Source organism: Cyclobacterium xiamenense (assembly GCF_900109255.1).
Lineage (GTDB): Bacteria > Bacteroidota > Bacteroidia > Cytophagales > Cyclobacteriaceae > Cyclobacterium > Cyclobacterium xiamenense.
Map to the genome: position 1 here is coordinate 337,551 of NZ_FNZH01000002.1, position 14,744 is coordinate 352,294.

The window sequence follows — 14,744 nt, forward strand, 5'->3', positions numbered from 1 at the left end:
AAAAACGATGGAATATGGGAACTGTCAATTTTACGGGCGGTAGGCCTCCTCATAGGGAGACCAGACTTCGTAAATGGGATTTCCGGTGCTGCTCAAGCCACTGTGGTGCCATTTGCCATCGATGATCTCGTAGTCAAAATTAAGTTCCGCCCCTACCCGGCTGTCGTCCCTGGAAAAAAAAGTGATCGTTTCGGTGTACGTACCATCCCTTGCCTCATAGGTACCTCCACCGGTTCCGCTAAATTCCTTCGTTTCCGAATTAAAGGCAATCCACTGAAAACGGCCACCGCTCAGGATTTTTACGGTTCGTCGGGCTCCGGGAGTCATTTCGGATAGTTTTCCATCCCGTTTTCTGCCGGTAATCACCCAATTTCGGGTAAGATCGTCCTTGTCAGCGGATACCTTTTCCCAGATTTCAATCAGGTCTTCCCCTTTTATTCTCGTGGAAATGACCATGCGGTTGTTGGCGAAATCAAGCGTATACCGATTGGTAGTACCAACCTGTTCGGGATCCAAGGTCAGGAAATCCAGCTGCTCCGTATACGTAGTTTGATCCAAATCAAATGGCCCTCCGCCCGCATACAGAAACTTATTGCCAGCGATTTCCTTGGCTCCGAATGCAAAATACCCATCCTGGTAAATTTTGATATACTCCCTGTCGGTAATTGCTTCCCCGTTTTGATGGGTAAGTTTCCAGGCGCCTTCCAGGTTTTGCGCTTGCAGTTGGGAACAACAGGCCAGTACTGCGATCAATAGGATTAATTTCATGGTTTGTTGGCATTTGTAGACAGGTTAAATTTACTTATTAATTTGTGTTTCACAAGACAACGGTCGTTTAAATCCCGAATAGGTTACCCAGGGCATTTTCCATACAAGAGGCACCAAATTGATTGCTTCTATTTGGGTAGTTGGCTGGTTTTTTGAAGGATGCGTCAACCAGTTTGATTCCCTATGCAAAAGACAGTATTCATAGCCCTTGTCCTGCTGCTGATCGAAGGGACCTTCCCGGGTATTTCCTTCGGACAGTCCTATGGTACCGCCCTCGGTTTGCGTTTTGGCAACAACAATTCTTACCGCACACTTGGACTCAGTCTGCAACAGCGCATTGCCAAAGGTCTCACGGTCGAAGCAATGCTTCAGTCCGACTTGGATGTAAATACGACCGTGCATGCCGTTGTCCAAAAGCACCGACCCCTGCTTTCAAGGCGATTCAACTATTATTACGGTGGAGGGATATCCCTGGGTATCGGGGAAAGCCGGGAGCGCGTTCCCGAAACAAGGCAACTGATTGCTACTTACGGGAACCCGAGCCTGGGCTTGGATTTCATCGCTGGCGTGGAAATGACTTTGATGGGGATTACCTTTTCCGTAGATTATAAGCCAAATCTGAACCTGGTTGGAAGACAGCCCTGGTACGTTGGACAGGTAGGGATATCCCTCCGATCCGTAGTCGTAAATAGTTCTCGCCAGAATAAAAAAAGGAGGCAAAAAGCCCGGGAAAAAAGAAGAAAGGATTCCCAGGCTTTTTTTCAAAAGATACGTAAACCCTTACTTAACAAAGAACCATGAAAATTCTTTTTAGCATACTAGTTGGCACCCTCGCCGGATTCCATGCGGTTTTGGCGCAATCGCCGGTAAAAATCGCCGTGGTGGGACTTACTCATTCGCATGTACACTGGATTTTGGGCCGGGAGGACATCGGAGACGTGGAGATTGTCGGCATAGTTGAGTCGAACGAAGACCTTGCCCGCAGGTTTACTGCCAGGCACGGCTTGTCCATGGATTTGGTTTATCCAAGCATGGAAGCCCTTTTTTCAGCGGTCAGCCCGGAAGCAGTTACGGCTTTCGGCTCCATTTACGAACACCTGGAAGTAGTGCAGGCCTGTGCGCCTCGGGGAATTCACGTGATGGTAGAAAAACCACTCGCTGTGAGTAATGCCCATGCCCGCGAAATGGCCGCACTGGCCAGGAAACACGGCATTCACCTGCTGACCAACTACGAGACTACCTGGTATGCCAGCAATCACGAAGTTAAGAAGCAGGTTTCCGATCCGGCTGTCATCGGTCCTTTGAGGCGGGTGGTCATCAACGACGGCCACGAAGGCCCCATGGAAATAGGCGTGAATCAGGAGTTTCTGGATTGGCTAACCGATCCGGTGCTGAATGGAGGCGGCGCAGTCATCGATTTCGGCTGCTACGGAGCGAATCTGATGACCTGGCTTATGAACGGGCAAAAACCTCTGTCGGTGACTGCGGAGTTGAAACAGATAAAGCCGGATATCTACCCAAAAGTCGATGACGAGGCCACGATTTTACTGGAATATCCCGAGACCCAGGGAGTCATTCAGGCCTCCTGGAACTGGCCCTTCAGCAGAAAGGACATGGAGGTGTACGGAAAAACGGGCTATTTCCTGGCAAAAAACAACACACAGATGGTAAGCAGAACAGCTGGAGAGCGTTCTGAGTCGATTCGCCAGCTACCGGAAAGGCCCTATCCTTTTGACGACCCATTTTCCTACCTGGCAGCGGTAGTTCGGGGCAAGGTGGAAGTAAAACCCACTGATTTGTCCTCTCTGGAGAATAACCTGGTAGTGGTAGAAATCCTCGAAGCCGCAATGGAAAGTGCAGCAAAAGGGCAGCGGATCTATTTGAAATAGGGGTCAGCTAGCGAGCGGGGCTCTTTTCTGCAAAATAGCGCAAGCGGTAGGCTTGGATGGCGGTTTTCCCCAGTTGTTCGGTAAGTTTGAAATTGGCCACCGCGCCCACGCCGGCTCCAATTACCGGGATTAGTTGGGCCAGTTTGGCCAGATCCATGTAATCCCGGTATTCCAATTGGAAGCTACGCCAGTCGAATCCGTCAAAATTATCTGGCAGTTTTTCGGCTGTTTCCGTCCAGTTTTCCAACAGTAAAACCGTTGTGTTTCTGGTTTTTTGGCTGGAAAAGGTGAGTTTGAAGATGGTCAGTATAAAGACGCGCTCTTTAAAATCCCGCACGTCGTGGCCATAGGCCGCCGCTAGATCAAAGAGCATTTTCATTTTGATGGCCAGGAAGGCTGGGAGATCAGCAAATCCCATCAAGATTCCGCCTGCCCCAGTAATGGCTCCTTCCACGGAGGCTGTTCGCTTGTACAAACGAATGGCTTGTCTGGCTTTGTATTCCTTCAGGCGTAGCAATTCCACGAGGTAGGGTTTTGGTCTCACGAATTCGTTGCCAATCAACACACCTTTAACGATTTTCTCGATGGCGAAAGTGATCGCCTGGTGGATTTTTTCCGGGATTAGGTTATTAATAGACCGTTGCGTGCCACTGGTAAAGCGGTTTACCAGGGAGGGTTTTTTTTTGGTTTGTTGCAACCAAATGCGAAGTTCCTCCCGGGCGAGCTTTTCGTACAGGGCTTCGGCAAGATTTCCGGGCTCGGGCATGGCCGTCAGCGTTTGTTTTTTGATTGGTACTATTTTTTCGTAGCCCAGGTTTGGCTTTCTTACGGCTTCGGACTGTATGTTTCCGACTGTCCTTTGGGGATGCTTAGGCTTTTCCAGGTACCGGCACTAAGCATTTTACCCAAATAGATCAACTGTCCCACATGGGAGGCATAATGGGTCAATTGCCGGTTGATGGCGTCGATAAGGCTGTGCGGCTCTTTTCGAATGAAGATGGTTTTGTCAAAATCTTTCGGTGTTATGGGTTCAAGAGCATCGAACAACACCTTCCAGCCGGCTTCCCATACCTGCATCATTTCCTTTCTGCTGCGGATGTCGTTTTCAAACTCTGCGTCTCGTTTTCTCCAGGGTTTCTCTCCATCGGAATGCAGGAAATCCGTCCAACGGGAATGCATGTTGCCCGCCATGTGTTTGACGATTGTTGCGATGCTGTTGCTGTCGGGATTGAATTGCCAGAAGAGTTTCTCCTCAGGAACCTGTTCCATGGCTTTTTCGCCCAGGCTTTTGTAAAACCGAAAGAGGTGAAGGCTGCTTTCCAGGTAGTTTGTGGTAGGGTTCATAGCTTTCTAGATTTGACGGCTTAGAGAGCCGCTGGTTTATTGCCTAAGATACCTGATTTAACGCATAAAAAAAAGCTGCCCGGCGGCAGCTCTAAAGAATGGGTTAGCTCAATCCAAACGCCTGTTTGATGGCCGCTACCTGATCCAGTTTTTCCCAGGTAAACAATTCCACGTCCAGGGTAATGGAGGCTTTGTCCGGGGAAAAAAAGGTTTTGGTCACCACTTCACTTTCTCTACCCATGTGTCCATATGCGGCCGTTTCCTCGTAGATCGGGTTGCGCAGTTTGAGTCGGTTTTCAATGGCAAAAGGCCGCATGTCAAACAAGGCCTCTACTCGCTTTGCGATCTCTCCGTCCGATAAGCTCACCTTGGAAGTGCCATAGGTGTTGACAAAGAGGCCCATGGGTTTGGCCACGCCGATGGCGTAGGAAACCTGCACCAGTACTTCGTTTGCAACGCCTGCAGCCACCAGATTTTTGGCAATATGTCGGGTCGCATACGCAGCGGACCGGTCTACTTTAGAAGGATCTTTTCCGGAAAATGCACCACCACCGTGCGCGCCTTTGCCACCGTAGGTGTCGACGATAATTTTTCTCCCGGTAAGTCCCGTATCTCCATGTGGACCGCCAATCACAAATTTTCCCGTGGGATTAATGTGGTAGATGATATCATCGGTAAATAGCTGCTGTAGCGAGGGGGGCAATTGGGCCTTTACCCGTGGAATCAAAATTTCGATAATGTCTTTCTTGATTTTTCGGAGCATGGCAGCTTCGTCAGCAAAATCGTCGTGTTGGGTGGAAACCACGATGGTATTGATTTTTTCCGGCGTATGGTCGTCACCATATTGAATGGTTACCTGTGCTTTGGAATCGGGTCTAAGATACTTGATTTGGTCGTTTTCCCGACGAAGGACTGCCAATTCCCGAAGCAAACGGTGGGACAGATCCAGCCCCAGGGGGATGTAATTATCGGTCTCGTTGGTGGCATAGCCAAACATCATGCCCTGATCGCCGGCTCCCTGCTCTTCGGGGTCGCTTCGATCTACCCCTTGATTGATGTCGGGCGATTGCTCGTGGATGGCGGACAATACCCCGCAGGAACTGCCGTCAAACATGTATTCACTCTTGGTATAGCCGATCCTATTGATCACGTCCCTGGCAATTTTTTGAACATCCAGATACGTGTTGGATTTGACCTCTCCAGCCAGGACCACCTGACCGGTGGTTACCAGGGTCTCACAAGCTACTTTGGAGTTGGGGTCAAAAGCCAAAAAATGATCGATAATGGCATCTGAAATCTGATCGGAAATTTTATCAGGGTGTCCTTCGGATACGGACTCCGAAGTAAATAAATAGGACATACAATGCGTTTTTAAAATGAGCAGGTAAATTTACAGCTTACAGCTAAAATTAAAAACTATATTTTCACCTGCCTTCCCTTTAATAGCTGTAACGTCTGTTAAAAATCAACGGGGCGTAGAACGAAAGCCCCAGCGTGAGGTACATAATGGCGCCAAAAAACTGCACCCATTGAAATACCTGACCCATTCCATAGCTCCCAAACGAGGGAATGTAATAAGTTAAAATAAAAAAAATATAACTCTCTCCAAAGGAAAAAAGAACCAGGGAGGCCATCCAAAAGTAAGGCAGTGACAGGAGATTCACGTCCTTGTAGCGGCTCTGCCGGAGCAGGTCTTTGAAAAAAATAATGCTATAAAACAGCACCATTCCGTGGCCAAGCAAGTACGCATAGGACTGTATGCCCGTGAAAGGCGATTGAAAAAAAACACTGATCGGTACGACTAACAGCAGGAAGGCAAGCAATGTGGGTAAAACTTTCTTCTGAAGATGACAGGAGTACGGCAATTGGCTAAAAAGCAGTAGCATGAGTGTTGGCCTCAGGTACACGTAGAGGACATTAAACAATAGAAAGGAATCGCTGCTGCCGCTATACTTCCAAATAGATTCGGAAAGGAGGCAGGTAATCAAAATCAGTAAAACCAGGCTTGTGGTTCGTTTGTATTCTTTCAGGTTATTTCCAAAAGCGAGATAGGTTCCTGAAGACACAATTCCTACCAGCAGTGCGACGCAATAAAAAGAAACGAGCATACAAGAGTAGATTTATTGGCGGCAAGTTATTCAAACAAACAACTTCGGTCAATACCCGGTTTGGGGTATTTTTTTTGCATTTTGTACAAAAAAAGAGCCGGTTCTCGATGAACCGGCTCTTCTAATTGAAGTACGATCATTTTCCTGAATCAGAAGATGCAGAAAAACGGATTCGACTTAGGCTACTTTTTTTGGCGGGGTGCTGGCTTCACTGGCTATTTCGCGCTTCATCAAATCCACTACTACCGGAGTGGCAATGTAGATGGAGGAATAGGTACCAACCAATACCCCAATCAGCAACGCAAAGGAGAAGCCTCGCAACACCTCACCGCCGAAGATCAATAACACCAGCACCACGATCAGCGTAGTGGCAGAGGTAATGATGGTTCGCGCCAGGGTTTGGTTGATGGCGTCGTTAAACATCTGCACCAATTTTCCTGTACCCCGGTTGGTAATATTTTCCCGGATTCGGTCAAAGACAATCACCGTATCGTTGATGGAATAACCGATGACAGTAAGTACGGCAGCAATGAATACCTGGTCGATCTCAAAGGTAGCTCCAAAAGTACTGGCTATGGCAAATGCGGCGATCACAAAGAAGGTATCGTGTATCAAGGCAATAATGGAAGCCAGAGAGAACTGCCATTTACGGAATCGAAGTAAGATGTAAAGGAAAATTGCGACCAAAGAGAAAAACATCGCCTCCAGGGAGGAGTTTTTTATGTCGTCGGCGACCGTCGCGCCCACCTTGTTGGATCCCGTGATCGCAAAGGCCCCCTCAGTCATTTGGTTGGCATCCTCAATGAAACTAAACCCGGTGACCGTGGCTATTCCCTCACGAATTTTTGTCTCTACTTCGCGGTTTGCCTCCTCGTTATCCTCGTTTACCAAATAAGAAGTGGTGACTTTTAAGATGTTGTTGGCACCGTAGGTTTTTACCTCAACGGCTCCATCAAATTCATTATCCAGCCCAACTTTCAACTCAGAGGCGGGGATGGGTTCGTTGAATTCTACGATATAATACCTACCGCCGGTAAAGTCCACACCGAATTTCAAGCCAGTGGTGAGTGCCAGGACCATTCCGACCACGATGATGGAGGTGGAAATCAAGTATGCAATTTTTCGCTTGCCCAGAAAATCTATGGACAGATCGGTAAGCAGATTGCGCGCGAAAGGCGTGGCAAAGGAAATGGTACTTTTGTCGCCTTTTTTGCTCATCCAGTGGACAATGACCCGGGTGATAAATACGGCCGAGAAAAAGGAAGACGCAATACCAATCATCAATACAATGGCAAAACCTTTTACCGGTCCCTGCCCCAATGCATACAATATCGCTCCTGTCAGAAAGGTGGTAACGTTGGAGTCAAGAATGGCACTAAACGCTTTGTCGTACCCGCTGCTAATCGCCTGAAGGATACCCGCTCCGTTGCGCAATTCCTCCTTGATACGCTCAAAGATCAGGACGTTTGCATCAATGGACATACCGATTGTCAGTACGATACCGGCGATTCCGGGTAGGGTAAGGGCAGCCCCCAGCTGCGCCAGAATTCCCAGGATAAAGAAAATATTGAACAGCAGGGCTGCAATGGCGACAAATCCTCCTTTGGAATAATAGGCGACCATGAACAAAACCACCAGTACCAAACCGGCGATCATCGAATTGATCCCCTGGTTTCGGGCCTCAATGCCTAGTGTGGGACCTACAATGGCCTCTTCTACAATATTCGTAGGGGCAGGCAGGGTTCCTGATTTAAGGATATTGGCCAGGTCTTTGGCTTCCTCCATCGTAAAGTTTCCGGTGATTTCCGATTGGCCGGAAGGGATTTCTCCTTGTACGGTCGGTGCGGTATATACGTAATTATCCAATACGACGGCGATTCGGTTACCAATATTTTCCGCGGTGAGGCGTCTCCAGTTTCGTGCTCCTTCTGCGTTCATCTGCATGCTGACGGCAGGCCGTGAGGTCTGATCCAGGGACTGTCGGGCATCGGTAATTACGTCTCCTTCCAGGGGAGCCTGATCGGTTCCCCGAGGGGCTTTGATCGCGTGCAGTTCCAACAGTTCCATACCCTCCTGTACCTGAGGCTTGACTGACCACATAAACCGAATATCCCGAGGAAGAAGGGACTGAACGTCATCTCTTTTTAATATCCGATTGATGGCGATGGTATCGCGCAATTCGTAAACCAACCCATAATTGGCCTTGAGCAGGGAGAAAATGGGCGATACATCCATGCCCAGGGAATCCTGATCCGAAGCGCCTTCCGCCAGTTGACGAGCCAGGTCACTTTCCAGGTCCGTGGTGTCCGCTACAGCCTCCATGTCTTCGGCGTTAGCCTGGGGCTGCTCGGAGCGTGCCTCCTCTACCAAAAAAGCATTCACTTGTTGCAAGGCATCGCCGAATTCATCGATTTCTGCGACTTCCCAAAACTGTAATTTTGCGACTCCCTGCAGCAGGTTCCGAACCCGCTCCACATTGTCTACTCCCGGAAGTTCAATCTGAATGCGGCCTGTATTCTGTATCCGTTGGATATTGGGTTGGGAGGTACCGAATCGGTCAATCCGTGTCCGCAAGATATTAAAGGAACGATCAATGGCGTTTTCAACTTCATCGTCAATGATATTCAGGATGTCGGTATCCGACGATTCCAGTGAAATACGCCCCCTGTTAGCGGCAGTGGCGAAAATGGTGTTCAATTGCCGGTCTCCGGCTTCTTCTTGCCATGCCTGGTAGAAGATGCTTACAAAACTCTCGTTGACGGTTTTGGATCGTTCGACGGCCAGGGCAATTGCCTGGTTAAACTCCGGATCCTTACTTCCGCCGGAAAGTCCTTTGACGATTTCAATGGGGGAAACTTCCAGGGTCACGTGCATGCCGCCTTGCAAATCCAAACCCAACCCCAATTCGGTATTTTTTACTTCTTGATAGGTGAAGGGTATACCCAAAAAGCTGTAGACCGGCTCGCGCCAGACAGAATCCAGGTAGGATTGTCTTTTATCAAAGTCGATGTTGCCCGATTCGTCGGTAGCATAGGTAGTGGCTTTTTTCTGCACACTGTTGGAAACCAGTGTAAAGGATAGGTAGTACAAACACAACCCGGTAATGACCACCGTTAAAAAAACGATAATGCCTTTATTTTTCATGATTCTATGTTAAATGAAGTTAGTTTTTGTTGACTAGGGGATGTATTACCGGTAGCAAACCAATGTTTACCGGCGAAAGGAAAGGAAAATCAGGAGGAAAGGTGCTCAGGGAGCGTTTACCGAAATTATTTGTTCAAAAAGTATCTCAAACAGCTGGTTGAATGGGGGACCGCTACCGGCATCGAAACCCAGCCGGAGGTTTCCCCCGCCCGACACCTCGTATATGAGGTGATAGGCATGATCCACAACCACCAATGCAAAAGGAACCACGGCATCGATTGCTGCGTGAATAAAGGTCTTCTCCTCCCCTGCATCATTTTCGGCGGCGTCGTCATCCAGGTCGAACTGTAAATTTATCAGACTGCTGTCTGCATCCAACTGAACGGTAAGTTCCGACACCGACACAAACGTACAAAACAGAAGTACCAGCAAAAGGCTGAGCCTTTGCCGTACGATTCCATTCGTTGTTTGATTCGTTGCCATGGGGCGCAAATATAGAAAGAAATTTTTATATTCGCTCCTTTCTCGCGATAATTTTTGAACACAAAGCGCTTGTATACCAAGCTGTTACCTTACTTTTTCCCGCTGCCCTGTTTTTCGACACAAGCAGTGCCCGGGGAAGACGCTGTTAGGAGCGGGAAATCTTTACCTGGAGAAAAGTGCGAATTACCTCCAGCGCTTTGTCAAAACCATGGTTGTTGGGGACGATCAGGTCTGCATCGTGCTTAAATGGCGCAATGTATTTTTCATAGGTAGGCATCACGTGCTGTTCGTAGCGGTACAGCACGTCGTCCAGGTCATAGCCACGCTCTACCTTATCCCGGACGATCCTGCGTTTAAGCTTGATGTGGTCCTTGGCATCGATGTAGACTTTGAGGTCCAGCAGGGCGGCAAGTTCCGGATAATACAAGACAAAGATTCCTTCTACCACGACCACCGGCGCTGGCTCAAACGTAAGCATCCGAGGCGTCTTGTTGGGATTGTTAAAGGTATATTCCTGTCGCTGCACCGGCTTGCCTTGCTGTAGGGCGCGGATATCGGTGGCATATTGCTCAAAATCGATGGAATGGGGCGTATCAAAATTCGTTATGCCGCGTTCGTCCAGGGGCTGCAGGTTGCGGGGCTTGTAGTAGTTGTCCTGAGAGATAAGGCATACCTGCCCCGGATCGAAGGCGTGGAGCAAGCGATCCAGAAAATGGGTTTTTCCCGAAGCGCTTCCTCCGGTAATGCCGATAATAAAGGGATGGTTCATGGAGCGGAATGCGTGTCTGTTAGGATGACTGATTTTTTCCCGCCGCGCCTGATTTTAGGAAATCGGCTAACGTTCGAACGGCCCTTCCCCGATGGCTGATGGCGTTTTTTTCCTGCATGGATAGTTCCGCAAAGGTTTCCTTGTAGCCCTCTGGCCGGAATACAGGGTCGTATCCAAAACCCGCTTCTCCGGAACGCTTCCGCAAAATCTCACCGGAAACCTTCCCTTCGAAGGCATGCGAATCATTTCCCAAAAGCAAAGCAATGACCGTTCGGAAGGACGCTTTTCGGTTTGTTTTGTCCCGCATCCGTTCCAATAGCAGCGAAAGGTTCCGCTCGTCACTTCGGGGTTCCCCCGCAAACCTCCCGGAATACACCCCAGGTGCACCATCCAGGGCTTCTACTTCCAGGCCGGTGTCATCGGCGAAACAGTCGACCCCATAATGCGTTTTCACGTACTGTGCTTTTTGAAAGGCATTGTGCTCCAGGGTATCGCCCGTCTCCGGCAATTCTTCCGAACAGCCAATTTCGGCCAGTGATACTATTTCAAATTCCTTTCCCAGTGCAGCTTTTACTTCCTCCAGCTTTTTGGGATTATTGGTGGCAAAACAGATTTTCATAGGATGAAAGTAAGGCAGATTAGCCGGGAATGGAAATGAGCTGCACCATTTTTTCCAGGTACTGTTGGTCGGTGGCATCAAATTGGGCCAGATTCTCGGAGTCAATATCCAGTACTCCAACTACTTTTTCCGAAGAAAACAGCGGCACCACGATTTCAGAGCGGGAGGCACTGCTACAGGCAATGTGTCCCGGAAAGGCGTCTACGTCCGGAACCACCTGCGTTTCTTCCGTTTCCCAGGCTTTTCCGCAGACGCCTTTTCCGTAGTCAATGCGGGTGCAGGCGATCGGCCCCTGAAAGGGTCCCAATACCAATTGATTATCTCGGACCAGGTAAAAACCCACCCACAAGAAATCAAAGGCCTCTTTCAAAACGGCAGCCGTATTGGCCAGGTTGGCGATCAGATCGGTCTCGCCGGCCAGCAGCGCCTCCAGCTGAGGCAGCAGGGCGCGATAACGATCGCGTTTTCCGGCGGCCGTCGGCAAATTTAATGCTTCATTCATGGTTGGTATAGGTTTGCAACAGGTCCTGATCCAGTTTGATTTGTTCGGTTGGAAATCCGGGAAGGATGGGCGCAGGTATGCCGAGTCCAAAATGGGTATTTCCAGTAAACACCCGTGCTTCGTCCCATAGCCCCTGCCCAATAAAATCCCGCAGCAAGGCGGCGCCTCCTTCCACCATCAGACTTTGGATGTTTCGTTGCTGCAAGTCGTCCAGTAGATGCTGCAGCCCAAAGTCTTCATTCAGGCGAACCCATTCGGTTTGGCCCGCCTGCTTCGCCTGCTTCTCATTGTAGATAAGTGTGGGCTGGGAGTCGTCAAACAGGTGCAATTCTTGGGACAGCCTCAACCTTCGGTCTATCACCAGTCGAAGGGGGTTTTTTCCGGTCCAGTCACGGACATTTAGCCGAGGATTGTCGTATTGTGCGGTATGGGTACCCACCAGTATGGCGCTTTCTTCCGCGCGCCAGCGGTGGACGAGTTGCCGGCTCAGGGGATTACTGATCCATTTGCTGTCGTAATTGGTTCGGGCAATGAAGCCATCCCGGGTTTGTGCCCATTTGAGCAGGATAAACGGCCTTTTTTTCTCCATTTGGGTAAAAAACCGGCGGTTTTGGTAGCGAATTTCCGGTTCCAGAAGTCCCGTTACCACGGATATTCCGGCTTGCTCGATTCGCGCAATGCCTTTGCCTCCCACCAGCGGGTTGCTGTCTACTGCACCTACGACCACTCGACCAAGTTGTTGGCGAACGATCAAATCGGCGCAGGGGGGCGTCTTGCCATGATGCGCACAAGGCTCCAGGGTTACGTAAAGGGTAGAGGCAGGTAAAAGCCCCTTATTTGCTACACTGGCAATGGCGTTGGGTTCTGCATGCGCCTGTCCAAAACGCTCGTGGTAGCCCTCGCCAATTACCTGCCCTTCGTGCACGATGACACAGCCCACCAGGGGATTGGGGCTTACCTGCCCCAGACCGAGGGACGCCAGTTCCATAGCCCGGCGCATAAAGAACAGGTCCTGCGTGGTGTGGTCGGAGCCGTGTCGAGGAATATTCGTTTGCATCAGGGGTTTTCGATTCGCAGGTTGATGGTTGGCAGGGTTACCAGGCTGTCTGCTTGGGTGCTCACCAAAAGGGTCGTATCGGCATAGCCTGCGGGTGCATCCACAAACAGCCGGTAATCGGTAGGCGGCAGGCCTTTGAAATGAAATCCCCCGGTATTCCCGGTCAACGTAGCCAGGGTATCGGTTGCGTTTATCGCAAAGACGTGTGGACGGATTCCCCGCGGCTGTATGGTCCCCCGGATGGCGGCGGTTTGTTCCGTAACGAAGGCCCTGACTTTCGGTATGAGCTGAAATGTTTCCCCCGGCCCCTGCCGGATGGATTGGGCCAGGTCAAAATCGATGTACAGGTCATAGGAAAGCCCCGGCGCTACATCAAGGCGTACGTCCAGCTCCAGCAAAGCCTCCAGGTTGGGGGCTGGGCTCAGATCCGTTCGGGTTTCATCCCGAATCAGGTACATTTCATCGCCCAATCGAAGCCGGATACCAGAAATCGTCCCCGATTGGAGCTCTGTTCGGCCGACCAATAGTCGTTGGTCGTCTACCAGATCACTTATGCGTACAGTATTGGTTGCTGCCTGGTAGGGTAGGCTTATCCAGTTGGCATTTTCGGCGCTGCCCCTGACCCCGGAAGGCAAGAGCTCCACGCCCAACACCTCAATCCAAACCTGATCAAAATCCCCCGGAGCGTCCACCAGCAATACATTTACCAGCGAGCGGTTTTCCGACGAGGCATCCTCGCATGCGGCCAGAAATCCCATAAGCATACTGAAGTAAACGATCCGTTTGATGGTAGCCATACCGGTATATTTTGCGCCTAAAACCGCCATCTTATTGTTTTGGTTCCCTGTAACTAAGGTTTTGCATCACATCTTCCATATTCTGCCGTCTTCGGTGATGTACCACCGCTGCGCCGCATTCACCCGGGAGGGGGAGGAAATTTTAAATCGCGTCGCGCTCACTTCAAAATGTAGTTCTTGTAAATCACTTTCGACCCGCAATGCTTCCAGGCTGCTTCCGTAACGGCTTTCCTCGGCGTACAGTTTTCGTTGGGCATCGTAAAGCTTCCGTAACGCGCGTTTTACGTTTTCGTCTGGATTGGGGATGAAGGTATCGGTGCCTGTTCCCACAGGAATATCTGAAAACTGCACAATGCCCCATCGGTCGGGCAGGTGCATGTTGACCAGCCCCATGGGGGACCACACCCAATTGTCCTCCGGAAAGGATTTCCCGGTAGCCGGATTGATTTTCTTTTTGTATCCGGTCTCATCCGGCTCAATTTGCCACTGTACCCGCGAAAAATTTATTTTCCATTGGCTTCCAGACTCCGGAGCCCGGTAGTTACCACCGGACTGGGAGAGGCTTTTCCAGGGGATGGCCATTTCTACCGACCAATACGCGTCCGTATCGGAGGGATCGTTCAGCGTGCCTTCCAGGTGCAGGGCATGCCGAAAGTCGTTGATGTTCCATCCGTTAATTGGTTTTCCGCCGTCCTTGTAGGGACGGGTAAGCATCAAGTCCCAGACGGTGCCCAGCGCGTTGATTTCCAGTTCGTAGTAATGGTGGGTATCGCCGTCCGGGTCAATAAAAACCTCAATGTCATTTTCCTGAAAAATCACCGATTCCCGTTCGGTATACGTGGCCCATAAATCGGTTTCTTCCAGGTGTACGCCTATGTACAGAAATTCCTTGTCCCAAAGCATTTTCATCCGGGTAGCCTGCCGGGGTGTTGGATGGTCGGCGCCCTGTATGTCCTGAAAAAATTCAGACCAAGGCGCTTGCTCCCAGGAATTTTCGGACAACTTTCCATCCATGGTAAGCGGTTCCGATACAAAATAAGCCAGGTAGTGCTTCGGATCGGGAAGAGACTGGGAAAGGGTTTCCCCAAACGAGGTACTTAGAATAAGAAGCGCGGTAGCGAACATTTTTTCCATAAGAATTTTGGTGTTTGGTGGCAGGTGGAAGCGTGAATCGGTTACAAAAATAGAATAAATCCAGTGGGGTTGGGAGAAAAAATGAATCAGGGACGAATAATTCAATCGTTATGCAAGCAAAATCCTTCGT

At 49.9% G+C, this 14,744-nt stretch carries 15 protein-coding genes; 2 read left to right on the forward strand and 13 right to left on the reverse strand.

Annotated features, from left to right (window positions below):
* Positions 1-30: 30 nt before the first annotated feature.
* A complete protein-coding gene (locus BMW71_RS06210) occupies positions 31-768 on the reverse strand; it encodes a hypothetical protein (RefSeq protein ID WP_092171013.1) in 738 nt (245 codons plus the stop codon).
* Positions 769-951: 183 nt separating this feature from the next.
* Between BMW71_RS06210 and BMW71_RS06215 the strand changes: the two genes are divergently transcribed.
* On the forward strand, positions 952-1,569 hold the full coding sequence (locus BMW71_RS06215) for a hypothetical protein (RefSeq protein WP_092171016.1): 618 nt from the start codon (positions 952-954) through the stop codon (positions 1,567-1,569).
* Positions 1,566-2,657, forward strand: a complete 1,092-nt coding sequence (locus BMW71_RS06220) for a Gfo/Idh/MocA family protein (RefSeq protein WP_092171018.1) — start codon at positions 1,566-1,568, stop codon at positions 2,655-2,657. The genes BMW71_RS06215 and BMW71_RS06220 overlap by 4 nt, the downstream gene beginning before the upstream one ends.
* Positions 2,658-2,664: 7 nt before the next feature.
* On the opposite strand, the gene BMW71_RS06225 is transcribed toward BMW71_RS06220, so the two are convergent.
* The 12 genes from BMW71_RS06225 to BMW71_RS06280 all read right to left on the reverse strand — a co-directional run bounded on the left by BMW71_RS06225 (position 2,665) and on the right by BMW71_RS06280 (position 14,614).
* Positions 2,665-3,423, reverse strand: a complete 759-nt coding sequence (locus BMW71_RS06225) for an EcsC family protein (protein ID WP_092171020.1) — start codon at positions 3,421-3,423, stop codon at positions 2,665-2,667.
* Between the two features lie 59 nt (positions 3,424-3,482).
* Positions 3,483-4,001 carry a DUF1572 family protein gene (locus BMW71_RS06230; protein ID WP_092171022.1) on the reverse strand — a complete coding sequence of 173 codons (519 nt, stop codon included), beginning with the start codon at positions 3,999-4,001 and terminating at the stop codon, positions 3,483-3,485.
* A 103-nt stretch (positions 4,002-4,104) separates the two neighbouring features.
* Positions 4,105-5,361: a methionine adenosyltransferase gene (gene metK, locus BMW71_RS06235; protein ID WP_092171024.1), complete on the reverse strand. Its 1,257-nt coding sequence runs from the start codon at positions 5,359-5,361 to the stop codon at positions 4,105-4,107.
* Between the two features lie 79 nt (positions 5,362-5,440).
* The gene (locus BMW71_RS06240; RefSeq protein WP_092171026.1) at positions 5,441-6,109 is read right to left on the reverse strand and encodes a hypothetical protein; all 669 of its coding nucleotides are present in this window, start codon (positions 6,107-6,109) and stop codon (positions 5,441-5,443) included.
* A 177-nt stretch (positions 6,110-6,286) separates the two neighbouring features.
* Positions 6,287-9,253 (reverse strand): protein translocase subunit SecDF, encoded by a 2,967-nt coding sequence (gene secDF, locus BMW71_RS06245; RefSeq protein WP_092171028.1) that lies wholly within the window; start codon positions 9,251-9,253, stop codon positions 6,287-6,289.
* Between the two features lie 105 nt (positions 9,254-9,358).
* Complete coding sequence (locus BMW71_RS06250; protein ID WP_092171030.1) at positions 9,359-9,736, reverse strand: hypothetical protein; 378 nt, start codon at positions 9,734-9,736, stop codon at positions 9,359-9,361.
* 145 nt (positions 9,737-9,881) lie between these two features.
* Complete coding sequence (gene udk, locus BMW71_RS06255) at positions 9,882-10,505, reverse strand: uridine kinase (RefSeq protein WP_092171032.1); 624 nt, start codon at positions 10,503-10,505, stop codon at positions 9,882-9,884.
* Positions 10,506-10,524: 19 nt separating this feature from the next.
* A complete protein-coding gene (locus BMW71_RS06260) occupies positions 10,525-11,124 on the reverse strand; it encodes a non-canonical purine NTP diphosphatase (RefSeq protein WP_092171034.1) in 600 nt (199 codons plus the stop codon).
* Between the two features lie 19 nt (positions 11,125-11,143).
* Positions 11,144-11,626 (reverse strand): GAF domain-containing protein, encoded by a 483-nt coding sequence (locus BMW71_RS06265; RefSeq protein ID WP_092171036.1) that lies wholly within the window; start codon positions 11,624-11,626, stop codon positions 11,144-11,146.
* On the reverse strand, positions 11,619-12,683 hold the full coding sequence (ribD, locus tag BMW71_RS06270) for a bifunctional diaminohydroxyphosphoribosylaminopyrimidine deaminase/5-amino-6-(5-phosphoribosylamino)uracil reductase RibD (RefSeq protein ID WP_244891098.1): 1,065 nt from the start codon (positions 12,681-12,683) through the stop codon (positions 11,619-11,621). The genes BMW71_RS06265 and ribD overlap by 8 nt, the downstream gene beginning before the upstream one ends.
* Complete coding sequence (locus BMW71_RS06275) at positions 12,683-13,480, reverse strand: DUF4382 domain-containing protein (RefSeq protein WP_177179585.1); 798 nt, start codon at positions 13,478-13,480, stop codon at positions 12,683-12,685. The genes ribD and BMW71_RS06275 overlap by 1 nt, the downstream gene beginning before the upstream one ends.
* Positions 13,481-13,546: 66 nt before the next feature.
* Positions 13,547-14,614, reverse strand: a complete 1,068-nt coding sequence (locus BMW71_RS06280) for a carbohydrate-binding family 9-like protein (protein WP_092172733.1) — start codon at positions 14,612-14,614, stop codon at positions 13,547-13,549.
* Positions 14,615-14,744 lie beyond the last annotated feature (130 nt).